This window comes from Metabacillus malikii (assembly GCF_030813355.1).
In the GTDB taxonomy this organism is placed as follows: Bacteria; Bacillota; Bacilli; order Bacillales; family Bacillaceae; genus Metabacillus; species Metabacillus malikii.
In genome coordinates this window covers 19,875-44,257 of record NZ_JAUSUD010000008.1, presented here as the reverse complement: position 1 = coordinate 44,257, position 24,383 = coordinate 19,875, and the positions used below count along the sequence as shown (strand labels likewise).

General features: G+C 37.8%; 22 protein-coding genes. 17 read left to right on the top strand and 5 right to left on the bottom strand.

Features of this window, described 5'->3' with window-relative positions; all coding sequences use genetic code 11:
• Nucleotides 1-22 precede the first annotated feature (22 nt).
• The 6 genes from purU (at nucleotide 23) to J2S19_RS09760 (ending at nucleotide 5,230) form a co-directional block, all read left to right on the top strand.
• Complete coding sequence (purU, locus tag J2S19_RS09785; protein ID WP_307340845.1) at nucleotides 23-922, top strand: formyltetrahydrofolate deformylase; 900 nt, start codon at nucleotides 23-25, stop codon at nucleotides 920-922.
• Nucleotides 923-1,180: 258 nt separating this feature from the next.
• The gene (locus tag J2S19_RS09780; protein ID WP_307340842.1) at nucleotides 1,181-1,990 is read left to right on the top strand and encodes a uroporphyrinogen-III synthase; all 810 of its coding nucleotides are present in this window, start codon (nucleotides 1,181-1,183) and stop codon (nucleotides 1,988-1,990) included.
• A gap of 226 nt (nucleotides 1,991-2,216) precedes the next feature.
• Nucleotides 2,217-2,543, top strand: coding sequence for a PadR family transcriptional regulator (locus tag J2S19_RS09775; RefSeq protein WP_307340839.1), 327 nt, complete (start codon nucleotides 2,217-2,219; stop codon nucleotides 2,541-2,543).
• The gene (locus tag J2S19_RS09770; RefSeq protein WP_307340836.1) at nucleotides 2,536-3,093 is read left to right on the top strand and encodes a DUF1700 domain-containing protein; all 558 of its coding nucleotides are present in this window, start codon (nucleotides 2,536-2,538) and stop codon (nucleotides 3,091-3,093) included. Before J2S19_RS09775 ends, J2S19_RS09770 begins: the two co-directional genes overlap by 8 nt.
• Nucleotides 3,090-3,938, top strand: coding sequence for a DUF4097 family beta strand repeat-containing protein (locus tag J2S19_RS09765; RefSeq protein ID WP_307340834.1), 849 nt, complete (start codon nucleotides 3,090-3,092; stop codon nucleotides 3,936-3,938). The genes J2S19_RS09770 and J2S19_RS09765 overlap by 4 nt, the downstream gene beginning before the upstream one ends.
• Nucleotides 3,939-4,246: 308 nt before the next feature.
• The gene (locus J2S19_RS09760) at nucleotides 4,247-5,230 is read left to right on the top strand and encodes an aldo/keto reductase (protein WP_307340831.1); all 984 of its coding nucleotides are present in this window, start codon (nucleotides 4,247-4,249) and stop codon (nucleotides 5,228-5,230) included.
• Between the two features lie 117 nt (nucleotides 5,231-5,347).
• On the opposite strand, the gene J2S19_RS09755 is transcribed toward J2S19_RS09760, so the two are convergent.
• From J2S19_RS09755 to J2S19_RS09745, 3 genes are all read right to left on the bottom strand, one after another.
• Nucleotides 5,348-6,544 carry an MFS transporter gene (locus J2S19_RS09755; protein WP_307340828.1) on the bottom strand — a complete coding sequence of 399 codons (1,197 nt, stop codon included), beginning with the start codon at nucleotides 6,542-6,544 and terminating at the stop codon, nucleotides 5,348-5,350.
• Nucleotides 6,545-6,550: 6 nt separating this feature from the next.
• A complete protein-coding gene (locus tag J2S19_RS09750) occupies nucleotides 6,551-6,979 on the bottom strand; it encodes a MarR family winged helix-turn-helix transcriptional regulator (protein WP_307340825.1) in 429 nt (142 codons plus the stop codon).
• Between the two features lie 211 nt (nucleotides 6,980-7,190).
• Nucleotides 7,191-8,396 (bottom strand): MFS transporter, encoded by a 1,206-nt coding sequence (locus tag J2S19_RS09745; RefSeq protein ID WP_307340822.1) that lies wholly within the window; start codon nucleotides 8,394-8,396, stop codon nucleotides 7,191-7,193.
• A gap of 277 nt (nucleotides 8,397-8,673) precedes the next feature.
• On the opposite strand from J2S19_RS09745, the gene nirB (J2S19_RS09740) reads away from it, so the two are divergent.
• The 6 genes from nirB (J2S19_RS09740) to cobA all read left to right on the top strand — a co-directional run bounded on the left by nirB (J2S19_RS09740) (nucleotide 8,674) and on the right by cobA (nucleotide 18,212).
• A complete protein-coding gene (gene nirB / locus J2S19_RS09740; RefSeq protein WP_307340820.1) occupies nucleotides 8,674-10,980 on the top strand; it encodes a nitrite reductase large subunit NirB in 2,307 nt (768 codons plus the stop codon).
• Nucleotides 10,981-11,074: 94 nt separating this feature from the next.
• Complete coding sequence (locus J2S19_RS09735) at nucleotides 11,075-11,215, top strand: hypothetical protein (protein WP_307340817.1); 141 nt, start codon at nucleotides 11,075-11,077, stop codon at nucleotides 11,213-11,215.
• Between the two features lie 215 nt (nucleotides 11,216-11,430).
• Nucleotides 11,431-13,563: an assimilatory nitrate reductase catalytic subunit NasC gene (gene nasC, locus J2S19_RS09730; RefSeq protein ID WP_307340814.1), complete on the top strand. Its 2,133-nt coding sequence runs from the start codon at nucleotides 11,431-11,433 to the stop codon at nucleotides 13,561-13,563.
• Between the two features lie 340 nt (nucleotides 13,564-13,903).
• Nucleotides 13,904-16,318, top strand: a complete 2,415-nt coding sequence (nirB, locus tag J2S19_RS09725) for a nitrite reductase large subunit NirB (protein WP_307340809.1) — start codon at nucleotides 13,904-13,906, stop codon at nucleotides 16,316-16,318.
• Between the two features lie 45 nt (nucleotides 16,319-16,363).
• Nucleotides 16,364-16,687 carry a nitrite reductase small subunit NirD gene (gene nirD / locus J2S19_RS09720; protein WP_307340806.1) on the top strand — a complete coding sequence of 108 codons (324 nt, stop codon included), beginning with the start codon at nucleotides 16,364-16,366 and terminating at the stop codon, nucleotides 16,685-16,687.
• A 58-nt stretch (nucleotides 16,688-16,745) separates the two neighbouring features.
• A complete protein-coding gene (gene cobA, locus J2S19_RS09715; protein WP_307340803.1) occupies nucleotides 16,746-18,212 on the top strand; it encodes a uroporphyrinogen-III C-methyltransferase in 1,467 nt (488 codons plus the stop codon).
• A gap of 86 nt (nucleotides 18,213-18,298) precedes the next feature.
• Here the strand turns inward: cobA and J2S19_RS09710 are convergent, their stop codons facing one another.
• Complete coding sequence (locus tag J2S19_RS09710) at nucleotides 18,299-18,442, bottom strand: hypothetical protein (RefSeq protein WP_307340801.1); 144 nt, start codon at nucleotides 18,440-18,442, stop codon at nucleotides 18,299-18,301.
• Nucleotides 18,443-18,719: 277 nt separating this feature from the next.
• Nucleotides 18,720-20,243 (bottom strand): FAD-dependent oxidoreductase, encoded by a 1,524-nt coding sequence (locus tag J2S19_RS09705; protein ID WP_307340799.1) that lies wholly within the window; start codon nucleotides 20,241-20,243, stop codon nucleotides 18,720-18,722.
• Nucleotides 20,244-20,555: 312 nt separating this feature from the next.
• Here J2S19_RS09705 and J2S19_RS09700 point away from each other — a divergent pair, with 312 nt between their 5' ends.
• From J2S19_RS09700 to J2S19_RS09680, 5 genes are all read left to right on the top strand, one after another.
• Entirely contained in the window at nucleotides 20,556-20,909 is a 354-nt protein-coding gene (locus tag J2S19_RS09700; protein WP_307340796.1) for a lmo0954 family membrane protein, read from the top strand.
• Nucleotides 20,910-21,106: 197 nt separating this feature from the next.
• A complete protein-coding gene (locus tag J2S19_RS09695) occupies nucleotides 21,107-21,754 on the top strand; it encodes a PspA/IM30 family protein (protein WP_307340794.1) in 648 nt (215 codons plus the stop codon).
• A gap of 171 nt (nucleotides 21,755-21,925) precedes the next feature.
• Nucleotides 21,926-22,654, top strand: coding sequence for a cell wall-active antibiotics response protein LiaF (liaF, locus tag J2S19_RS09690; protein ID WP_307340790.1), 729 nt, complete (start codon nucleotides 21,926-21,928; stop codon nucleotides 22,652-22,654).
• On the top strand, nucleotides 22,651-23,697 hold the full coding sequence (locus J2S19_RS09685; protein ID WP_307340788.1) for a sensor histidine kinase: 1,047 nt from the start codon (nucleotides 22,651-22,653) through the stop codon (nucleotides 23,695-23,697). Before liaF ends, J2S19_RS09685 begins: the two co-directional genes overlap by 4 nt.
• Nucleotides 23,690-24,322, top strand: a complete 633-nt coding sequence (locus tag J2S19_RS09680) for a response regulator transcription factor (protein WP_307340785.1) — start codon at nucleotides 23,690-23,692, stop codon at nucleotides 24,320-24,322. Before J2S19_RS09685 ends, J2S19_RS09680 begins: the two co-directional genes overlap by 8 nt.
• The last annotated feature ends 61 nt before the right edge of the window (nucleotides 24,323-24,383 follow it).

The window sequence follows — 24,383 nt, the reverse complement described above, 5'->3', positions numbered from 1 at the left end:
TGAAGATAGAGAGGTTTTTATAATGAATACATTTATTAATGATCAAATTGAAAGTTTTAAAGAGCGTAATCAAAACCGAGGACGCCTTTTAGTAAGCTGTCCTGATAAGCCGGGAATTGTATCAGCAATATCAAAATTCTTATTTTCGCATAGTGCAAATATTATAGAGTCTAGTCAATATTCAACTGACCCTGAAGGTGGCATTTTTTTCATTCGAATTGAATTTGAATGTCCGAATTTAAAGGAAAAGGCGACTGAACTAGAGCAGCAATTTGCAGAGATAGCACAGCAGTTTGAAATGGAATGGAAACTAACTCATGTCTATCAAATAAAAAAGGTAGCAATTTTTGTATCAAAAGAATTGCACTGTCTATTAGAGCTTTTATGGGAATGGCAAAGCGGCGATTTGATGGCAGATATTGCGCTCGTTATTAGTAACCATGAAGAGGCGAGAGATGTCGTAGAAGGACTAAACATTCCATTCTATTATATACCGGCAAACAAGGATATTCGTGAACAAGTTGAAGAAGAACAGTTGAAGTTACTAAAGGAATATGAAATTGATGTGATTGTGTTAGCAAGATATATGCAAATTTTAACACCTAAGTTTGTTGCTGCTAATCCAAATAAAATTATTAATATCCATCATTCCTTTTTACCTGCATTTATTGGTGCAAGACCGTACGAACGTGCTTATGGCCGCGGTGTGAAGCTAATTGGTGCAACATCACATTATGTTACGAACGACCTCGATGAAGGACCGATCATCGAGCAAGATATTAGTCGTGTCGATCATCGTGATGATGTCGATAGACTGAAGAAAATTGGCCGCGCTGTTGAACGAAGTGTCTTAGCACGTGCAGTGAAATGGCATCTTGAGGACAGAATAATCGTCCATCAAAATAAAACGATAGTTTTCTAAGTAGCTAAATACGTAAATCCCCCTAGTAAAAAGCTGAATGTTCTATTTTACTAGGGGTTTTTTGTGTTATTTTTTTGAAGGTGCTTGGAGCGTAATAAGGGAGAGGCACATTATCAGAAATGAAGAGGGCGACTAACCTAGCCCGATTATTTTATACTTGTTAAGTGAATGAAACCAAGAGTTTTGGAAATGTATCTCAAATAAACTTAGAATTAATGGTACAATATTAGCAACTTATTACAAGCGGGTGATGATGTTATGAAACGGTTAGATGGTAAAACAATAGCATTATGTGGACAAAGGAAATCAGAGGAATTAAGCAAACTAATTGAAAATTTAGGCGGAATTGCTCTCGTACGACCAGCACAAGGAACAGTATTTCTTGATGATGCAATCGTCGAGAAGGAAGTTGAAGCATTAGTTGATGGGAAGTTTGATTGGTTTATCTTTACAACCGGAATTGGGACAGATAAATTGTATCAAACAGCTGTAAGGATGGGTGTAGGCGAAAATTTTATTCATGTTCTCGAAAATTCCAAAGTTGCCGCTCGTGGATACAAAACCGTCAATATGTTGAAGAAGTTAGGGATTGTGCCAGATGTAAGAGATGATGATGGAAGTACAGCGGGATTAGTGAGACAGTTGCAGCCTGAGTCATTCACTGGGTGTAATGTAGCACTCCAATTACATGGAGACCCTGCGCCAGGATTAATAGCCTTTCTTGATGAAAAGGGAGCTACATATAAAGAAATTCTCCCCTATAAGCATACTCCACCTAATCGGGAAGTAATCACTCAGCTTATTGATGAGATTGTGAATCGAAAAGTCGATGCAGTTAACTTTACAAGTACACCTCAAGCCCGGTTTTTAATGTCTTATGCGAAAGAGCAAGGGTTAGAAAATGAGCTATTAAGTGCCTTTGAAGATGATGTGGTAGCTGTTGCAGTCGGTAAGGTGACAGCACAAGCCTTACGAGAAGTAGGGATCCATCGCATTGTTGTACCGGAGGAAGAACGTATGGGAAGTGCGATTATTAGTCTTGTTAAATATTATCAGGCTGCAAAATAAATAAACCTTTAGTGTCCAATTAACTCCAAACACGGATAGAATGTAATCATTTCTACTATTCTAGGTGTTTGGAGTGTTTTTACTTGCTTTCAAAAAAAATAATATTCAGTACCTTGTAATGTTCAATAGTTTGTGCTACAATCTGGTTATAGGTGGAAAAAGATTTTTTTGGTCTACTAGTAGATAATACACAGTAGTGAATAACGTACAATAGGAGATGACCGAAGTGAATGTCCAATTTAAAAAAGGGGTGCTTGAGCTTTGCGTATTAGTACTAATATCAAAAAAGGACCAATATGGTTATGAATTAGCTCAAAATATATCAAAGCAGATTGATGTCGCAGAAGGGACGTTATACCCGTTACTAAGAAGGCTAACAAAGGAAGATTATTTTACAACATATTTAGTGGAATCAAATGAAGGGCCATCCCGTAAGTATTATACGCTTACAGATAAGGGAAGAGAGTATATGGATAGCTTAGTGAAAGAATGGCGGGAATTTAAGGCGAACGTAGACGAATTAATTGGAGAGGGGTTACAGGACGATGAATAAAGAGCGTTTTCTAAAAGAATTATCAAATCAATTGAAGAAGATGCCAAATGAGGATCGTCAAGAAGTATTAACTGATTTTGAAGAGCACTTTCAAGTAGGTCTTGAAAATGGGAAGACTGAAGAAGAGATTTCAAAATCTTTAGGACATCCAAAAGTGATTGCTAAGGAACTATTAGCTGATTTTATGGTAGCACAAGCGGAAACAGACCAGTCTGTTGCTAGTATTACACGTGCAATCTTTGCAACGATTAGCTTAAGCTTTTTTAATATAATCGTCTTACTAGCACCCGTTGTATTAATAATAGGACTATATGTAAGTTTAGGTTTAATAGCAGTTGCATTCACAATCTCACCACTCTTGCTTATAGTTGGGTTTATTTTCGGAACTACAAGTGATTTCGTACTAGAGTTATTTATGAGTATTACATTATGTGGGATTGGCCTATTATTAAGTATCGCAACTATTTATGTAGGAAAGTTTTTATATAAAGTCATTATCCGGTACGTGAAATTTAACGTGAAAGTAATTAAAGGGGGAGTACAACGTTGAAGAAAGTTGCGATAGGTGCTGTATTGGCAATTATAATTGGGACAATCGGGATGTTTGCTTTTGGGGGAAATGTATTTTCAAAAGGGGAAAATGAAAATATAGATGAACGTAAAACGGTTAACTCGGAACAAATTAAAGAGATGGATATTAATGTCGATGTTGGGGAAGTTCACATTACGGAGAGTAAAAGTGACAATATAGAAGTACATTTTCATGGTCATGCTATAGATAGAGTAAAGAAGCAAATTGATTTCTTAGTTAATCAGGATGAGACTAAACTCGAGGTGAAAGTAAAGCAAAACAATAAGTTCTTCACACAAATACCGTTCATTACTAGCGATTTAAATAGTGAGAGAATACTAGACATTGCTATACCTAAAAAGGTTCTTGAAAAATTAACAGTCAATGTGGACGTTGGTGAAATCACGATTGAAGATATTGATCCTAAACAGATGAAGGCTGAAAATAATGTCGGTGAGATTTTTGTAAGTAAATATAATGGAAATGGCCTTTATAAGTCAGATGTTGGGAACATCAAACTTGAGAAAATGAATGGAAAGATAAAAGCCCAATCAGATACAGGTGGAATTGACATTAATATTATTGAATTAACAGAGGATATCGATTTAAAATCAGATGTTGGTGAGATTGAAGTGACAATCGAGAATGATACGGAAAATCTAGCATTTGACCTTTCAAGTGAGATAGGAGATGTTACTGTTTCTGGGTTTGATGGCTACCAAAATAGTACTTCGAAAAGCATTATTACAAAAATAGGAAATGAAGGACCGATAATTAGGGCGAAAACAGATATAGGTGGTATAAGTGTTGTATCAAATCAATAATAAATTGACTCTTTAAGGCGATGACCTCTCATTCAAGTACCAATATAAGAAGGCAGTCTATTTCTTGTAATTGAGTACTGAGGGGTCTGACCCTGTGTTTTTTCTCTATGCTATGAAAAGAGTAATACATGTTGATAGGGTCTTCACTATTTAGATATGAATGTTCAAATTTTCTTAAGGTATTAAGGATAAGACACCCTAACATATAAAATGTGTAAGTCGAATTACTTTTGATAACGCTTTATATTTACTATACTAAACTAGTACATATCTAAAATTGTATAAAAACGATCAGGATGGTGAAATAAATGAAATATCGTCAGCTTGGTAATACAGATTTAAAGATAAGTGAGCTTAGTTTTGGAACTTGGGCAATAGGTGGATCTTGGGGGAAGTCAGATGACCAAGAGGCTTTAAGAGGTTTAGAGAAAGCGATGGATGAAGGGGTAAATTTCTTTGATACAGCCGATGTTTACGGTGATGGTCATAGCGAGGAATTGCTTGCGAAGGCAACGAAGGGTAAAGAAGATAAAATCCATATCGCGACAAAGTTTTGCCGTGCTGGAGATATTTATAACCCGGAAACTTATTCACAAGAAGCTGTAACTGCTTATTGTGAAGCTAGTTTAAAGCGCTTAAATAGAGAAGCGATTGACTTATATCAAATTCATTGTCCGCCTATGGAGATTTTAAAGAATGGACAAGTATTTGAAGTGTTAGATAAGTTACAGCAACAAGGAAAAATCAGATACTACGGTGTAAGTGTTGAAACGGTTGAAGAAGGACTGTTTTGCATTGAACAACCTAATGTAAGTGCACTTCAAGTTATATTTAATATTTTTAGACAAAAGGCTGTTGCTGAACTACTTCCTCAAGCAAAGGAAAAAGGTGTTGGTCTATTAGCACGTGTTCCGTTAGCAAGTGGACTTTTAACAGGTAAATTTACACAACAGGCGACATTTGAATCAGATGATCACCGTCACTTTAATAAAGATGGAGAACATTTCAATGTTGGGGAAACGTTTGCTGGAGTAGAATTCTCTAAAGGTGTTCAATTAAGTGAACAACTAAAGTGGATTGCAGAAGGTAGAGGAAATATGACGAGAGCAGCACTTCGTTGGATATTAGACCATGAAGAAATTACGACAGTTATTCCAGGCTTTAAAACAGTTAAACAGGTCGAAGATAATTTACAAGCAACAGAAGTTCAACCTTTTAGCCAAAGTGAGTTAGAAAGACTTAAAGAATTTTATCAACAAGAAATCCATCCGAATATACGAGGAGCTTATTAATTGGTAAGCAAATAATAACTAAAGCAGGGTTACCCAATTTGGGGCCCTGCTTTTTTCGACTTCTTTTATTAAGGGGGGCTAATTCCCCACGGATTAATTAATGACCTTATTTAGCTATTAATTTAGCTGCTTTACTTCAGAATGAGATTCTTTTTTTGCATGTAAGACAAGTTTATACATAACAATAATAATTACCATAAACAATGCCGTAAAGAAATATAGTGAACCGTAGCCTAACTCAGTCGCAATAAGCCCTAAAATGTAAGAGCCAACTGCAATCCCGGTATCGAATAGAGTGAAAAAGGTGGCTGTCGCATGGCCACTACGATTGCGATCCGTAGACTGAATGGCAAGTGTTTGTAGTGATGGGACAACAGTTCCATAACCTAAACCAATAAATGCACCCGATAATAATAATGAAAAAGTTGTATTTGCAACGCTTAATAGTAATAATCCAATAAGGAATAAGATTAAGGCTGGATACATGACAATATGCGGTCCTTTTGTGTCAAAGAGACGACCACTAAATGGCCTTGCAATAAGCATTACAACAGCAAAAACGACAAAGAAAAAGCTGGCCGCATCTAGTAACTCTAATTCCTTAGCATAAATCGATATAAACGATAAAACACTTGAGTAAGCGAAGGCAACTAAACTACCGATAAAAGCAACAGGTAATGCCTTTTTATCAATTAAATCTGACAGCTGTAGTTGCTTCTTGCTTTTCTCATTTGTGCGGTTTTCACTAATTTTACTTGTTGCTGTAAATAGTAGACCAACCGTGATTAATAACGCGATTATAAGAAATAACGTATAAAATGATGTCACTTGTATTAATGAAATTGAAACTAGCGGACCAAAAACAACGGCTAAGTTTGTAGACATAACGAAATACCCTAATCCCTCTCCGCGACGATTATGTGGTACAAGGTCAGCTGCAATTGCACCAGTAGCTGTCGTTGCAATGCTAAACCAAATCCCTTGGAAAAACCGTAATGCTAGTAATAATCCGTACTGATCGACCCATAAGTATAGGAATGAACAAATAGTAAAAAACACTAGACTTATCATCAACATCATTTTTTTTCCATAATCATCGAGCAGTTTACCGGAAAAGGGTCTAATTATAATAGCCGATAATAAGAAAATGGTAACGATGAGTCCTGCATCTACCTTTGAACGATGCAACTCATCAACTACATATATCGGCAATGATGTAAGTAAGCCGTAAAAGGCTAAAAAGATAAAAAAGTTACTTAAAAATATACTAATAAAGTTCTTCGTCCAAATTGGCTGTTTTTTTGCCTTTTCCATATAAGATTATCCCTTCCTCTCAGTTGTACTTAATCCTATTTTCGTAATAAAGGAATAAAAAGAATCTAATTCTTCCTGATTAAATTGCTCGATCATTTTTGCCTCAAATCGTTCGACCTCTTTTTCAACAATCGGTAGTTGATTAATGGCCATTGCTGTAAGTGAAACGACCCGCTCGCGTTTATCAATTCCTTGTGAACGTTCTACCCATCCACTCGCCTCAAGCTTCATAATTGTTCGAGTTACTGTAGGGGCCTCAACGACAAGTTGTCGCCATATTTCACTCTGTATCATCGGTCCATTGTTTTTCAAACAGGAGAGGATCGCCCACTGTGAACTATACAACCCAAATGGCTGCAAAAATTCATTGAGTTCCTTTGTCATTAAGCGTGTCTTTTGATATAGAAGGTGGAATAGCTTATTTGTATTGACCATATTTAATCACCTCAATTATTTACCTAGGTAACTATATAAGGATAACAAATTTGTAGAGTTTGTAAAGGGGTTTTACTTAAATTGGCATAGGAGGAGATTTATGTGTGCCTTTTTAATAGGGGATTCTAAGTTGTAAAGGAAGCAAAGGGACGGTTCCTCTGCTTCCTAATAAAAGGAAGCAGGAGAACCGTCCCCCTGCTACACCCCTGCTTCAAATTTTTACGGTGTCACCTTTTACATTCCAAGACTTTTTCCATGAGAAGTTTGCAATTAGTAGGACGACCATTGCTAATCCTGCGATTATAGAGAAAGTGATAAAGCCTGATGCATATGAACCTGTCACTTCCTTTAAAGTTCCTAGAATGTTAGGTAGAAAGAATCCGCCAATTCCTCCTGCAGCACCAACAATACCTGTTATCATGCCAATTTCCTTTTGGAAACGTTGTGGGACTAATTGGAATACAGCTCCGTTACCCATACCGAGACACATCATTCCGGCAAATAATAAAACAGTTATTGCAAGTAATGGTGGTAGCTGACTAACGCCGAGCATGCATGCTGCCACTCCGATAAATAAAAATGACAACACCTTTACTCCTCCAACTCGGTCAGCAATATAACCGCCCACTGGTCTGAAGAAACTGCCTGCAAACACACAGATTGTCACAAAATCTCCAGCGCGGACACTCGATAGCTGGTATTGGTCGACGAAGAACATGCTAAGGAAGCTCGATAAACCGACGAATCCGCCAAATGTCACACTATATAGTAAACAAAAATACCATGTATCCCGATAAGCAAAAACCTTAAAATAATTGACTAACGGTTGTGGTGCGGGTTGTGTCGGTGCATCCTTTGCTAAGAAAATAAAAAGAAAAAATGTAATAATTAAAGGAATGGCTGCAAAGCCCATTGTTAAATGCCAGCCGAATTGTTCTGCTAACCGAGGACCAAATAGTGTTGCTAATAACGTCCCGCTATTACCTGCCCCTGCTATGCCCATCGCTAGCCCTTGTAAGTTTGGTGGATACCATCTGCTTGCCATCGGTAGGGCTACTGCAAAACTTGCCCCTGCAACACCTAGCAAAATACCAATTAGGTAAAGCTCAGGTAATGTATTACCAGCTAATAATCCCCATAATAACGGAATCGTCGTAATGCTCATCCCAATGATTGCTGTTTTCTTTGGACCGATTCTATCAGTTAAGATTCCTAGAATAATTCTAAAAAAGGACCCGGCAAGAATTGGTATTGCAACGATTAATCCTTTCTGCGAAGGTGATAATCCAAATTCCTCTGTGATGAAAACACCTAGTGCTCCTAAAATGACCCAAATCATAAAGCTGACATCAAAATAGAGAAATGCTGAAAATAACGTTTTTGGGTGACCGCTTGTTTTTAAATCTGAAAGTTTCATCATGTACAACTCCTCTTAATAAATCGATTGGTTTTTATAGGCGATTTAGATAACATACCGCTATTATAAAATTTGCAATTTTTATAGAAAAGCAACTTGTTAGGAAATGTAACATTAAAAATAAAGGAGTTCATTAGATTTTGCTGTTTTTGTATCCTAGACGTAATTTTTAAAACTTCCATGTTAGAAAATGTAACAGGAAGTCTTACTATTCAATAAAGATATGAAATAATGAAGTTAATGAATATGAGATACTCTTTAGCTTTGGAGGGGTAAGATGAGGCAGAGATTAGTTGTAATTGGCAATGGAATGGCAGGAGTGCGTACAGTTGAGGAGATTATAAAACGTAATCCTAATCTATATACGATAACGATCATTGGAAGTGAGATACACCCGAATTATAACCGCATATTATTATCCTCTGTTTTGCAAGGGAAAGCCCAGGTCGATGAAATCACGATAAATCAAAGAGAGTGGTATAGAGAAAATGGAATTAGCCTTTTGTTAGGTGAGACAGCTGTGAACATAGATACAAATACGAAAGAGGTAAAAACAAATCAAAACCGTACGCTCTATTATGACAAATTGATTATCGCAACCGGGTCGGTACCGTTTATCTTGCCGATACCCGGTGTTAGTAAAGAGGGTGTTACGGTCTTTAGAACAATTGAAGATTGCAATAAGATTATTGAAGCATCAACAAAATATAGGCGTGCAGTCGTCATTGGTGGTGGTGTATTAGGATTAGAGGCAGCGCAGGGGCTAATAAATTTAGGTTTAAACGTCAAGGTCGTCCACAATACAGATCACTTAATGCAAAGGCAGCTTGATTCGACGGTCTCTAAGCTAGTTCAACATACGTTAGAGAAGCAAGGTATCCAATTTCTATTGGGGAAAATGACAAAAGAGATTGTTGGAGACAACCGCGTTGAAAGATTGACTTTTACTGATGGAACAGAAGTAGAAGCGGATTTAGTCGTAATGGCTATAGGTGTTAAACCAAACATCGCATTAGCTACTGAGAGTGGTATTAAAACAAACCGAGGGATTATCGTGAATGATTTCTTAGAAACGAACATTGCTAATGTGTATGGAGTTGGTGAGTGTGTTGAACACGAAGGAGTAGTCTATGGGCTCGTAAAACCACTTTATGAGCAAGGTAAGATTCTAGCAAACTATTTATGTGGCATTTCAAACGAGGGTTATCGTGGATCAGTGTTATCAACGGGCTTGAAGGTTCCGGGGATTGAGCTCTTCTCTGCCGGAGAAGTTCATGGGCCCCCTGAGTCAAAAATGATTGTTGTAGAAAATCAACTAGATAACATATATAAGAAAATTATCTTCCATGATGACAAGATTATCGGTGCGTTATTATATGGAGATACAAAATCAGGACGGATGATTTTAGATTACATGTCAAAAAGGAGGCATGTAAGTGAGGATGATATTCAAACTATATTAAATAGTAGTAGACGTGATGATGCTTTATTCCAGTCAATGGATGATGCAGAACTGATCTGTAATTGTAACGCAGTGACAAAAGGAGCAATTGTAGAGGCAGTTTTTAAAAATGATTTAAATACAGTTGACCAAGTGAAGCAATGTACTAAGGCATCTAGTTCTTGTGGCAGCTGCTTAGCAACAGTTACCGACCTGCTAGCGTATCTCAAAAGTGATGCGTGTACTGAAACATATCATAAAAAAACATTATGTGAATGTACAACATTATCTGAAGAAGAAGTTGTTCATCAAATCCAACAGGACGAAATCTTGCATATCCAAGAGGTTTTTACAAAGCTAAATTGGAAAACACCAAATGGATGTGTTAGTTGCAAGCGGGCTCTAAACTACTACTTCGCAATGATTTACCCAAAAAATGAAGAAGTGTTTCTAAAGGATGTTAATAATGCTCAACTGCATGAAGATGGCACCTATTCAATGGTGTTGCAACTGCATGGGGGTCTAACAAACGCCACTAATCTAAAGAGAATAACTGATGTGATGAATAAATATGGTATCCGAGAGTTAGGGATAACAACAGAACAAAGCTTTCGACTATTAGGGATTAGAAGAGATGTGTTGCAAAACGTATGTAAAGAATTAAGAGTACGACCAAGACCGTCACATCTTCATAAAATTGTATTTATTAATACGTTTTACAAGGAACGCACGTGTGCTTGTAATAGTGAGATACTCAGGAACTTAGCATCTGAACTTGAAAATGAATTGGTACATGTCTTCACACCTCATCGTCTCGTTATGGCCATGTCTGCCTGTAAACATGAGGATATTGAATTAAAGACAAGAGATGTTTGTGTTATTGGTGATTATGGCAAATACGAGATTTATGTAGGGGGTACTGCCAAACACCAGCCGAGTTATGGAGAGTTGTTTGCTGTTGCGAGTGACTCAACAGAGCTTAAACAGTATATTTGCAGCTTTATTCAATATTACCGAGAAACAGCTAATTATTTAGAGTCGGTTGCTGAATGGGTAATGAGAGTGGGGCTAATTCATATAAGAGAAGTAGTGTTTGAAATGTCGTTAAGTGAACAACTTGTTGAACGTCTTATAAAAATATAAGGTTTTTTCTAAAGGCTCATTTCTAAAAGATTGTGGCTTTTTACACTAACCTTTTTAAGGGTTTGTTGGAGCGGAAGTGCGAGACTCCTGCGGGATGAGTGGGAGAGCTGAGACCCCGCAGGCGTTTGCGCTGAGGAATTCGAAAAGCGTAGGCGGCTTGCCCATCGACGTACAAACTGGAGGGGCATCGACTAAAGATTTAGGAATCACGATGAGTCCTTGGACGAATCGATGATGACTTATCGTAGGGAGGTGACCTGAAGTTTGTTAACAGGTAGCCGCCGAAGCTAGACAGGCTCAGCACCCACCCCGCGGAAAGCGAGCACTGTAGCGGAAATAAACTCTAAACGACAACTCAGTTAAAAGCAACATTATAAACGAAAACAGCCAGCCAAGTATAAAGATGCTTTGTAAAAAATTTACTAGATTGTTATGTTAGGGTGAGGAATTTTGACTGACTTATTATTAAAGTATTTTCGTAAGAAGCAACAAGAGGTTCAATCTGAAAAGGTTTATGATACACAATGTCCGTTTTGTAGTATGCAATGTAAAATGCAATTAGTTGAACAGTCAGTTGTTTCGCGTAAAAAGTATACGACAGTTGGTGTGGATAATCCAACCTCTATGGGAAGGATTTGTATAAAGGGAATGAATGCTTATCAGCATGCAATCCATCATGAGCGGATAAAATACCCGTTGTTAAAAGTAGATGGAGATTTTGTACGAATTTCTTGGGATGAAGCATTAATGATTATTAAAGAGAGGTTTTCGAAGATTCAAGCAAAAGATGGAAATGATGCCCTATCTGTATATGGCAGTGCCTCGATAACAAATGAAGAAGCTTATATATTGGGGAAATTTGCAAGAGTGGCATTAAAGACTCCGTATATTGATTATAATGGCCGCTTATGTATGTCTGCTGCAGCAACCGCAGCAAATCAAACATTCGGTTTAGATCGTGGGTTAACGATGCCCTTATCTGAAATTCCGCAAACACGCGTCATCATTTTGGCTGGTACGAACATTGCTGAATGTCAGCCGACAATTATGCCTTACTTTGAAAAGGCGAAGGAGAATGGCGCATATATTATTGCGATAGACCCTCGAGAAACAGCGACAACACAAATTGCTGATTTGCACCTGCAAGTTAAGCCAGGTATGGATGCAGCGCTAGCAAATGGAATGTTAAAGGTCCTCATTGAGGAAAATCTAGTTGATCATTCATTTATCGAGCAACGGGCAACAGGATTTAATGAGGTGGCAGACTATGTAGCATCGTTATCTTTAGTTGAAATTGAAGACATGACGGGTGTACCGCTTGAGCATATTCGCAAAGCGGCAATGAAGTTTGGTAGTGAAGAAACAGGAATGCTCTTTACTGCAAGAGGTGTTGAACAACAAATTGATGGTACTGCTGCGGTAAGAAACCTTCTGAATATGATCATTGCAACGGGCAAAATCGGAAAACAGTACTGTGGCTATGGAGCAATTACAGGGCAAGGCAATGGGCAAGGAGCACGAGAACATGGGCAGAAGGCAGACCAATTGCCAGGTTATCGCTCAATTGAGAATGAACAGCATCGAGAGTATATCGCGTCAGTTTGGGGAGTAAGCAAAGATGAATTACCTCGTAAAGGAGTATCAGCATTTGAGATGTTCCAGAAGATTGACGAGGGCGAGATTAAAGGGATGCTCCTTATGTGTTCAAATCCGGTTGTCTCAAACCCGAATGCAAATTTCGTGAAACGTGCATTAAAAAAATTGGATTTCCTTGTAGCAGTGGACTTATTTATTTCAGAAACTGCCCAATATGCAGACCTCATTTTACCGGCCTCATCATATTTGGAAGATGAAGGAACGATGACGAACCTAGAAGGCAGAGTTATTCTAAGGGAAGCAAGCCGTAAGTGTCCTGGGGAAGCAAAGCATGATTGGCAAATTATTTGTGATATTGCGAAAGCACTCGGAAAGGAACAATACTTTTCCTATACAAAGCCTGAGGATATTTTTAATGAGCTTCGGATAGCAAGTAAAGGTGGAATTGCTGATTATTACGGGATTACGTATGAACGGATTCGAAAGGAACAAGGTGTTCTATGGCCATGTCCGACTTTACAACATAAAGGTACGGATACAGTGTTCAAGACGTCATTCGCACATCAAGATGGCAAAGCGAAGATGACAATCGTTACAAATCACTCCGAAATTCCAAAGGAAAAACCAACTAAAGAATTTCCGTTGTATTTAACAACAGGTAGAGTGGTGTCACATTATTTAACAGGAGTTCAAACGAGGAAAAGTGCATCACTAGCCGCGAGAAACTTTGAATCCTACTTAGAAATTCATCCTACAACTGCAAAGAAATACAATATCGAAAACAATTGCCTCGTTTCAGTTATCTCAAAGCGGGGAAGTATCGTTGTTAGAAGTAAATGGTCAGAGAAGATAAGACAAGATACGGTATTTGTCCCATTCCATTGGGATGATAGACAAAATGTTAATATGTTAGTCGGCGAAGAACTCGACCCATCGTGCAAGATGCCAGGCTTTAAAGTAAGTGCTGTAAAAGTGACCCCGGTTTAACAAAACAAATAAACAGAGAGAGGTTAGAACGACCTGATAAAAAACTCCTTGAAATCGCTTGTACGATAGCGTTTAAGGAGTTTTTTATTTATCTCTAATTAAAAGCTTGAAACCTTTTGAAGGGGGAATTGCTGACAGGAGCCCCGCAGATAGGGAGCAATGCAAGGGGAGAACAACTCTAAACGACAGCTCAGTAAAAAGTATCGATGTTTACGAAAACAACCTATTACTTAGAGGAAGCCCAATTGGTAAAAACCATGTTAGATAATCTAACATCAATGTAAAATGTTTCAATTTTACATGCTATAGTAAAGGAAACTTTCAGGGGGAGGAAACGTCGGTGAAGAAAAAGAGTCTAGTTTTAATCGGAAACGGAATGGCCGGTGTGCGAGCAGTTGAGGAAATTCTAAAAATTACAAATGATACATTTGAAATCACAATTTTCGGAAGTGAGCCACATCCGAACTACAATAGAATTCTGTTATCAAAGGTGTTGCAAGGAGACACAAATGTGAGTGATATTACCTTAAATGATTGGGCTTGGTACGAGGAACATCATATTACATTATATACTTCTGAAACGGTAACAAAAATTGACCAGGAAAGAAAAGTCGTTATTTCTGATAAGGGCAGAATGGTTCCCTATGATGAAGTCATCGTTGCAACAGGCTCGGTCCCATTTATTTTGCCGCTTCCGGGTGCGGATAAAGAAGGTGTAACGGCTTTCCGTGATATTAAAGATACAGATATAATGCTTGAAGCTTCAAAAAAGTATAAAAAGGCAGCTGTAATTGGTGGGGGATTATTAGGTTTAGAAGCTGCACGGGGACTGTTAAATTTAGGAATGGATGTCACAGTCATTCATATTGCTCCAACGTTAATGGAGCGGCAATTAGATGAAACAGCTGGAAAGCTATTACAAAAGGAATTAGAAAATCAAGGAATGAAGTTTTTATTAGAGGCAAGTACGAAAGAAATATATGGTGAAAATCGTGTAGAAGGTCTTTTATTTCAAGACGGTACAACACTAGAAGCAGATCTTGTCGTGATGGCAGTAGGTATTAAGCCGAATATTGAGCTTGCACGACAAAGTGGGATTGCTGTTAACAGAGGAATCATCGTTAATGATTATTTACAAACAAACATACCGAATGTTTACGCTGTTGGAGAATGCGCTGAACATAATGGGATTCCATACGGACTTGTTGCTCCTCTGTATGAACAAGCAAAGGTCCTAGCTCATCATATTTGTGAAAAGGAAACAGCACCATATAAAGGGTCTGTTTTATCTACACAATTGAAGGTTTCGGGTGTTGAAGTATTTTCAGCAGGTGACTTTATCGAAGGTGAGGATAAGAAGTCACTGAAAATCTTTGATGAACAAGACGGCATCTACAAGAAAATAGTCCTCCAAAATAATAAAATTGTCGGAGCTGTCTTGTTTGGAGATAGCAAGGAAGGTAACCGTCTATTTTCAATGATAAAAAAAGGTGCAGATATTTCCGATACTGAGAAAATCTCAATTTTACAACCAATTGGGGAAGATGCAGGTGCAAGTCTTGTTGCTACAATGAGTGACGATGAAGTGATTTGCGGCTGTAACGGTGTCTCAAAAGGGGCAATTATTCAAGCGATCCGTGATAAAGGTTGTACAACGGTTGATGATATTAAAGCATGTACAAGTGCTTCCCGCTCCTGTGGAGGCTGTAAACCATTAGTGGCTGACGTCCTACAGCTTACACTTGGTTCAGAATTTGATGGACTGTCACAAAAAGAAGCAATTTGCAGTTGTACGACATTATCAAGAGATGAAGTAGTAGAGGAAATCAAAATGAAAGGATTAACACATATCAAGGAAGTCATGAATGTGCTTGGGTGGAACTCTGATGAGGGCTGTTCAAAATGTCGCCCTGCTCTTAACTATTATCTTGGAATGGTAAACCCGAAAGACTATGTAGATGAAAGAGAGTCACGTTTTGTAAACGAAAGAATGCATGCCAATATTCAAAAAGATGGCACTTATTCAGTCGTACCGAGAATGTATGGCGGTGTGACAAATGCTAAAGATTTACGCCGCATTGCTGACGTCGTCGAAAAATTTAAGATTCCGTTAGTAAAAGTTACTGGTGGGCAACGGATTGACTTACTCGGTGTGAAAAAAGATGACCTCCCTAAAGTGTGGGAAGAGCTTGAGATGCCTTCAGGATTTGCATATGGTAAATCACTCCGTACCGTTAAAACTTGTGTAGGTGAACAATTTTGCCGATTCGGCACACAAGACTCCATCGGGTTAGGTATTTTATTAGAAAAGAAATTTGAAGGCTTGCAAACACCGCATAAAGTGAAAATGGCTGTGTCAGCTTGTCCGAGAAGCTGTGCAGAATCCGGATTTAAAGATATTGGATTTATTGGAATAGATGGAGGTTGGGAAATTTATATCGGCGGGAATGGAGGTACACATGTCCGCGGCGGAGATTTATTGTACAAAGTGAAAACGGATGAAGAGGCAATAGAAATTACAGGTGCCTATTTACAATATTACCGTGAAACAGCCAATTACCTTGAAAGAACTTCTGCATGGATTGACCGTGTTGGCTTAGACCATGTCAAATCGATCCTAGACGACAAAAACCTGCGTAAAGAGCTGAATGCACGTATTGAAGAGGCATTATCAGTTTATAGCGATCCTTGGAAAGAAATTATTGAAAGTAATAAGACAAGGCAAGCTTTATTTGAAACTGTAAGCATGTCTTAGTTGCAAATCAATAAGAGTAAGTAAATCGCCTAGGAGGAATGTGTCGTGAAAGAGTTAACAAAAGCAAAAGTATATGTAGGAAAGGTATCAGAACTGCCAGAACGTGTTGGGAAAACTGTCCGGATTGATGAAAACAAAGAGGTTGCCGTTTTCAAGCTTTCAAACGGAAAGATAAAAGCGGTCGAAAATAAATGTCCACATAAGGGTGGCGTTTTAAGTGAAGGAATCGTTAGTGGAGAATTTGTTTTTTGTCCAATGCACGACTGGAAGATTTGTCTGCAAGATGGAAAAGTACAAGAACCTGACTTCGGCTGTGTAAAAACCTATATGACGATAATTGAAGGAGATGCTGTTTTTCTCCTTTTATAAGAGAGGAGATTTCAGCTTGCGGTGTCGACCAATCTATTACTAGCAAGGAGGGATGAGAATGATAGGTAGTGTATATTTAGTTGGTGCAGGACCCGGAGATTGTGAGCTTATTACGGTAAAGGGTCAGGAGGCGATAAAGCAAGCAGAAGTCATTCTATATGACCGGTTAGTGAACCCTAAGCTTTTGACATACGCTTCGCCAAACTGTGAATTCATTTATTGTGGAAAGTTACCGACACGTCATTATATGAAACAGGAAGAGATCAACTCGATGTTAATTGAAAAAGCACGTGAAGGGAAAATGGTTGTCCGCTTAAAGGGAGGGGACCCTAGTATCTTCGGTAGAGTTGGTGAAGAAGCAGCAGCATTAGCGAATCATAACATTCCTTATACAATCGTCCCTGGAATTACATCAGGAATAGCTGCACCTTTATATGCTGGTATCCCTGTAACCCACCGCGATTATGCGGGCTCCTTTGCAATGGTAACTGCACATGATAAATCAAAAAATGGCATGCCGAACATCGATTGGGAAGGTCTTGTAAGAGGAGTTCAAACGGTGGCGTTTTATATGGCGATGAAAAATTTACAGCACATCTGTGAAAACTTGATTAACCATGGTAAGTCGCCAAATACACCTGTTATCGTCATCAGGTGGGGGACGTGGAGCAGGCAGGAAAGTGTTGTTGGAACATTAGCGACAATTAGCGAAAAGGTTAAGAAAGAAAATATAACAAACCCAGCTATAACGTTAGTAGGAGAAGTAGTAGCAACAAGAGAAAAGCTGAAGTGGTTTGAGAAAAAACCGTTGTTTGGCAAACAAGTAGTTGCTATTCGTGGAAGTGAAGACAATCGTGACGATATTGTAGCTTTAGAAGCACATGGAGCTGACGTGATTGAGTTTCCTAAGTGGAAAAATAGTGAACGGTACATTGATAATGAGATTATGAAAAAGCTTGAAACGTATGAGCGGATTTTGTTTATGACTACTGGTGCTGTCACAGCCTTTTTCTCATTGTTGAAAAGATATCAAATTGATTTGCGAACGATTAAAGCAAAGCTCTTTTGTAAAAGTAAAACGGCAATTCATATGTTGGAACAAATAGGGTTGTTCGCACATTTAGAATACAATATGAAAAATAACGGTCGGCTATTACTTGTTGGACCGAAGCATCTTACAGAACCAATATGGATGCTTGATTATCACTACGGTTGTTATGATTACGCAGACGTATACCAACGTGTTATTGATGAAAGACATATCCCGATTGTTAAACGGCAATTAGAAGATGCAAACCCAGGTGCAATTCTATTTTCTTCAAAAGCATCTGTTTTATTTTTTATAAAGAGTGTAGGAAAATATGGTTTATCAGATTTGCTACAACGTCAACATATCGAATATCTTTGTATAAATAAAGAAACGAAGGATACAGCCAAAAATCATGGACTAAACGCAAGACTCATTACTGATTGGTTTACACCTCAAATTCCGAATAAAAACGATTTAATAATGACAAGTATTTAAAGAAGACTGAATCAATGACAAGGAGATTGATTCAGTCTTCATGTTTTCCTACATTTAGCCTTCATATTCGGGTGTAATGCCTCGTCTCAATATTCAATTTCTTCATAATCCTTTGGTTGAGGGAGAGGCTGGTCTGGTAGTTTTGTGTTAAATTCTGACAATGCTTCAGATTTTCTGCGATAAATTTTACCCTTTCTTTGGGTTGTTTGCTTGTCATAATGTTGTGTCATCAAATTTCATCTCCTTGTTTTTTATCTACTCTTAGTCTAACCAGTATAGAAATTAACATGAAGAATGAAAGGGTGTCATTTATTGTTAAATGATGTAATGGAACAAAGTCAAATTAGAGCTTTATCGAATCTATAATGTGTTGTTTTTTATGTAGGAACAGGAGCCGTTTTGAGCAATTTCTACTGTCGTAATAGCTTCGTTGAAATCAATTCAATACGGCTACCAAGTTAATTTAACAAGATGTTTGAATCAGTTATTTAGAAAGAGTAAAAAAACTTATAACTCGATTTGTGGTAAAGGTTTTGTCGCTGGTCCTTCTAGTACTTCCCCATCCGTAGCAAATCGAGAACCATGGCAAGGACAATCCCAAGAACGATCTCCGCTATTCCATTCAACTTCACAGCCCATATGTGTACAAGTTGTATCAACAAGCTGGACATGACCATCCATATCCCGATAACAGCCTGCACGCTGACCGTTTACTCTAATAATTGCAGCTTCATCCTTACCGATATCTTCAATAGCCTTTTCTTGCGAATCAAACTTCCCCTCAATCAAATGACCTGCCACATCAAGGTTTTGCATAAGAAATGTTTTAATGCTTGGATCTGCATAGAACCTCGAAGGGTTGTACAATTCTCGGTATGGATTTTCTTTTTCTAACACAATATCATGTAATAAGTGTGCAGCGGCAGTGCCGTTGGACATTCCCCATTTCCTATAACCCGTTGCGACTAGTACATTTGGTGATTTGGACGTAATTGACCCAACATAAGGGACATTATCAAGTGTGTAGAGATCTTGGGCTGACCAACGATATTTAATTTCGTTAATTCCTAGCACTTGCTCACTATAATCTTCAAGTGCCTTGTAATGTTTATAAGTTGATGTGCCTTGCCCTGTTTTATGTCCATCGCCACTTACTAAAATTAATTTTTCACCATCTACAGGCGTATAGCGAATGGAGCGTGTCGGAGAATCGGCGCTATAATACATACCTCCAGGAAATTCAGTTTTTGATGTGATGCCTAGAACATAAGATCGTTCTGCGTGTAATCTTGTAAAATAGAAGCCTTTTCCATCATAAAAAGGAAAATGTGAGCACGATATGACATATTTAGAGGTGACACGGTGTTGGTCACGTGTAATCACCGTCGGCTTGTCAGTTGTCGTATCGATATCAACCGCTGTTGTCTGTTCGTATATTGTACCGCCTCCACGAATAATCTCTGCTACAAGCGATTTTAAATATGTCAATGGATGAAATTGACCTTGCTCTTTCATCACAATTGCACCCTTGACATCAAATGGCAAGGCAATGTCATTGACAAACTCACTAGGGATACCTAGTTTTTCGTATGCTCGATACTCCGTTTCAATTTTGCGCTCATATTGGTCACTCACTGCATACATAATCGCATCTTCAGTCGTTAAATCACAAGAAATACCAAGTTGTTTTACTATATTTCGTACATAGTCTAACGCATTTTGATTTGCTTCATAATATTGCTTTGCCCGTTCAATCCCCATATGTTGAATCAATTCGTCATAAATCAATCCATGTTGGGCTGTAATTTTGGCTGTTGTGTGTCCAGTCGTACCATTAAAAAGTGTACTTGCTTCTAGTATAGCTACCTTTAATCCACTTTTTACGAGTAAATAAGCAGTAGTAATTCCTGTAATCCCACCGCCAACTATAGTAACATCAACATCGATATTTGCAGTTAATGGAGGGTAATTCTCTAAATTTGCTGAATCTTGCCAATAGGAAGACGGCTTTTGTGGCATGTTATCGGTCATTATATCCACTCCTAGGTTGTTATTTTTATGTAAAGGATTTAAGTCTATTTACATTTTTACCTAATGTAAGAAAATCATGTGTAGTCAATTCATAATCATGAGAGTCTTACATCAGCTACGACTTAAGTCTTAGATGAAAATAAAGCGCAGGCTCGTTATTGGAAAATGAATACGTAGGTAAGATAAGAACATAGAAACACACCAAAACATTACTCTCTAATCAAAACTTATTAGGTTGACGCTAAATGGGTAACGAAGAGGGTAAAGGTGGGCGGTTAAACCGTCATCACGTTGAAAGGAGGAAAGTAGACGATGAAAAAATTTGGTTACTTGTTATTAGGTGGGGTGGCTGCGATTGTCTTGTTATCAAATCTCGCACCAATGATTGCATTAGCAATAAGTTTAACGGTTATGTACTTTGCATATAAAGGTTTTATTAAAACAGACTCAACATTTACGAAAGTGTTGCTAGCAACTATCGGGATTATCGCATTATTTGCATCAGCATCTAACTTACCAGCTGTCATTGGAGTTGTTGCGGTATATGTATTGTATGTAGTTTACAAGAAGTGGAATAACAAACCGGCTAATTCAAACATCATTGATAGCGATGACCCATTCACAAATTTTGAGAAAGAATGGAACAGTATTAAAGGGAATTACTAAAAGTAGGAAATGAAAATAGGCTTTTATGGGTTGGTCCCTCTTGCAGTACTCGCATCCCGCAGGAGTCTCGCAATTAGCTCCAACCAACCCTTGATAAATGGTTTTGTTATAAGCAACCATCTTTTAGAAAAAGGTCAAAAAATAAAACAAGAGACGTGCTAAATAGGCCGTCCTTTATATAAAAGGAGAGTAATAAAATGGCTAACATTTTTACTAGAATAAAAGATTCAATCGCAGCAGATCTACATGAGGCAATCGATAATAAAGAACAAAAAAATCCAATTTCAGTGTTAAATCATTATTTAAGACAATGTGAGAATGAGACAGAAAAAGTACGTAAATTAGTGGAGCGACAATATTTATTAAAAGAAGAGTTCTCGCGTGAATACAATGAGGCTTCACAATTAGCTGAAAAACGTAAGCATCAGGCTGATATTGCCCAAAAAGCGGGTGAAGCTGAACTTTATGAATTTGCACTAAAGGAACAAGCATATTATGAAGAGAGAGTCACTAGATTACATGACTCTTTACAGCAAACAACACGCCAGCTTGAAGAGTTAGAACAAAAATATGAGGAAATGAAACATAAGCTGAAGGATATGCACATTAAACGGTTAGAGCTAATGGGCAGAGAAAACATTGCCCGTGCACACTACCGCATGAATAAAGTAGTCGAAAACAACAATTATTCAACAAAGTCTTTCTCAAAGTTTAACGAAATGGAAAGCTACTTAGATCGCTTAGAGCACCAAGTAAATTCAACGTATCATCGCAATACAATTGATACAAGAATTGCACAATTAGAAAAACAATTGAAAAAAGAGGAAACAAGTACAATATCTTAATCGAAACATGTTATTCTAATAAGGCGTAGGTTTCTACGCCTTATTTTCAAATGATGTGTTTGGCAATAAATTTCTTCATAAGAAAATAGTCTGAGGCCTGTTTTTTTATGAAGTCATTTATTTGTCGTGACTCGTTTAAGTGCAAAAAACCTTTAAAAAAGGAGGTGCCTCATGTTAAAGAATTTTAATACAGAATATTTGAATTGGATCGTTCTAATCGGTATTTTATTACTATTATTAGAAGTTTTGTTTTTTAATGGTGGACTTATTATCGTATTCGTTTTGTCAATTGGCTGTATTTTTCTAGGCAGGAAGTGGAAGCCGTCCTTTTTCGGTAAAGTTTTCTATTGGATAGGATGGATATGGTTAATCATAAATATCCTAAATATGATGACATTTCGTTACTTCGTCTGTGTTGTCTTAGTATCGATTGTCGTTCAATTCTACCAAGCACATAAGCAACCGAGGGAGATAAAGCCCGTTATTTTAGATGAGGCATCGAAGCCAGGTCAGTTTTTAAATAGTGAAAAAATCTTTTCTAGTAAATTTTTTGCTAATCAAACGACACCTGATCAGGTCTATGAATGGAATGATATAAATATACAAGTCGGAGTTGGGAATACAATCATTGATTTAAGTGATACAGTTTTACCTAAAGGCGAAGCCATTATATCGATACGAAACCTAATTGGGAATATTACCGTATTAGTACCATATGAGGTAGAACTATATTTAAATCATTCATTAATTGCCGGTTCAGTAGCGATTTTTCAAGAAAGGGAGCATAGAATAGTAAATGAGACCATTATTTATCGAAGTGCAGACTATGAAGAATCGGAACACAAGGTCAAGCTTATTACGTCAAGTTTAACTGGAAAGCTTGAGGTGAAGCGTGTATGAATATTATTCAACGGCAAGTAGTAATGGGAATAATATTCACAATGCTTCTGTTTATCCTTTTATCATTGATGTTTTTTGTAGCGTATCCGATAAATAGTTGGAGCATGTTGTGGGAACGGAAGATTATTGATTTACCATTCATCTATATCGTTCCTAGTATCTCAATTTTACTTGGTGCATGTTACGGTACCTTGACTGGTTTCTATTGGAAGAAACAGCTCAATACAATTGAAACCGCTGTTAAAGAGCTAGAAAAAGGGCGTACTATCCCGAAGACAGAACAAGTACTCCCGGAAATAGAAGAGATTTGGAACCGAATTGAAAAGGTGCAAAGCCACATTCAAGAACAGACAAAGCTCTCCCAAAAACTTGCTAATGAAAAAGCAGAGGACCAGGAAAAGCGTGTTCAAGAAATGGTCTCTCAGGAACGCAATCGATTAGCACGTGAACTTCATGATTCGGTTAGTCAACAATTATTTGCCGCATCGATGATGATGTCAGCAATCACCGAAACGAAGCAACAATCAGACGACCGGGAATCAAAACAATTGAAATTAATTGAAGAAACGATACAGCAATCACAGCTTGAGATGAGAGCATTACTTCTGCATTTACGCCCAGCTGCCTTGAAGGGAAAATCCCTGCAAGAGGGAATTGAAGAGTTAATGGTTGAACTTATGCAAAAAGTGACAATGGATATTAAGTGGAAGATTGAACAAATTCCGTTAGATAAAGGTGTCGAGGACCATTTATTTCGAATTCTCCAAGAATCTGTGTCAAACACTCTCAGACATGCAAAAGCAACCACAATGGAAATCCTGTTAATCAAACGGGATGATTTTGTCATTATGCGTGTCTCGGATGATGGTGTTGGCTTTGAAGTTGATAAAGATGGTAAGACTGGCTCTTATGGCATGCAAAATATGTATGAACGTGCTGTGGAAATTGGTGGGACATTAAAAGTAGTTAGCTTAAAAAATAAAGGAACTCGTCTTGAAGTGAAGGTTCCGGTACTTACTGTAGAAGGTGATAATGATGATTAAAGTAGTTTTTGTTGACGATCATGAGATGGTGCGAATCGGTGTATCCTCTTATTTATCTGCACAACCAGATATTGAAGTAATTGGAGAAGCTGATAATGGCAAAAAAGGGGTCGAGCTATGCTTAGAGTTGCGACCAGATGTCATTTTAATGGACTTAGTTATGAAAGAAATGGATGGTATTGAAGCAACTAGGCACATCATTGACGCATGGCCGGTAGCTAAGATTATTATCGTGACTAGTTTCCTTGATGATGAAAAGGTATATCCTGCCTTAGAGGCTGGTGCAACAAGCTATTTATTAAAAACATCGAAGGCAAGTGAAATTGCAAATGCTGTTCGATCCACATATCATGGACAGTCGATTTTAGAACCTGAAGTGACAGGGAAAATGATGATGAAAATGCGCCAAAAAGATGTCACAGCACTACATGAACAATTAACTGCGCGCGAGATGGAAATCCTTCTCTTAATGGCGGAGGGTAAGTCTAATCAAGAAATCGCAGATCAGTTATTTATTGCTTTAAAAACGGCCAAAACACATGTAAGTAACATCTTAAGTAAGCTTGAGGTACAAGATCGTACACAAGCTGTCATCTATGCTTTTAAACATGAATTAGTCAAATAGTTGATAATTTCACATATGATGTGAATCATATGATACATAATTTTTACTATAGGGAGAGACA

Excerpts from the sequence above, each read along its gene's own strand:
- purU (WP_307340845.1), top strand. The coding sequence starts at position 23 with ATGAATACATTTATTAATGATCAAATTGAAAGTTTTAAAGAGCGTAAT.
- J2S19_RS09780 (WP_307340842.1), top strand. The coding sequence starts at position 1,181 with ATGAAACGGTTAGATGGTAAAACAATAGCATTATGTGGACAAAGGAAA.
- J2S19_RS09770 (WP_307340836.1), top strand. The coding sequence starts at position 2,536 with ATGAATAAAGAGCGTTTTCTAAAAGAATTATCAAATCAATTGAAGAAG.
- J2S19_RS09760 (WP_307340831.1), top strand. The coding sequence starts at position 4,247 with ATGAAATATCGTCAGCTTGGTAATACAGATTTAAAGATAAGTGAGCTT.
- J2S19_RS09755 (WP_307340828.1), bottom strand. The coding sequence starts at position 6,544 with ATGGAAAAGGCAAAAAAACAGCCAATTTGGACGAAGAACTTTATTAGT.
- J2S19_RS09750 (WP_307340825.1), bottom strand. The coding sequence starts at position 6,979 with ATGGTCAATACAAATAAGCTATTCCACCTTCTATATCAAAAGACACGC.
- J2S19_RS09745 (WP_307340822.1), bottom strand. The coding sequence starts at position 8,396 with ATGAAACTTTCAGATTTAAAAACAAGCGGTCACCCAAAAACGTTATTT.
- nirB (WP_307340820.1), top strand. The coding sequence starts at position 8,674 with ATGAGGCAGAGATTAGTTGTAATTGGCAATGGAATGGCAGGAGTGCGT.
- J2S19_RS09735 (WP_307340817.1), top strand. The coding sequence starts at position 11,075 with ATGAGTGGGAGAGCTGAGACCCCGCAGGCGTTTGCGCTGAGGAATTCG.
- cobA (WP_307340803.1), top strand. The coding sequence starts at position 16,746 with ATGATAGGTAGTGTATATTTAGTTGGTGCAGGACCCGGAGATTGTGAG.
- J2S19_RS09710 (WP_307340801.1), bottom strand. The coding sequence starts at position 18,442 with ATGACACAACATTATGACAAGCAAACAACCCAAAGAAAGGGTAAAATT.
- J2S19_RS09705 (WP_307340799.1), bottom strand. The coding sequence starts at position 20,243 with ATGACCGATAACATGCCACAAAAGCCGTCTTCCTATTGGCAAGATTCA.
- J2S19_RS09700 (WP_307340796.1), top strand. The coding sequence starts at position 20,556 with ATGAAAAAATTTGGTTACTTGTTATTAGGTGGGGTGGCTGCGATTGTC.
- J2S19_RS09695 (WP_307340794.1), top strand. The coding sequence starts at position 21,107 with ATGGCTAACATTTTTACTAGAATAAAAGATTCAATCGCAGCAGATCTA.
- liaF (WP_307340790.1), top strand. The coding sequence starts at position 21,926 with ATGTTAAAGAATTTTAATACAGAATATTTGAATTGGATCGTTCTAATC.
- J2S19_RS09685 (WP_307340788.1), top strand. The coding sequence starts at position 22,651 with ATGAATATTATTCAACGGCAAGTAGTAATGGGAATAATATTCACAATG.
- J2S19_RS09680 (WP_307340785.1), top strand. The coding sequence starts at position 23,690 with ATGATTAAAGTAGTTTTTGTTGACGATCATGAGATGGTGCGAATCGGT.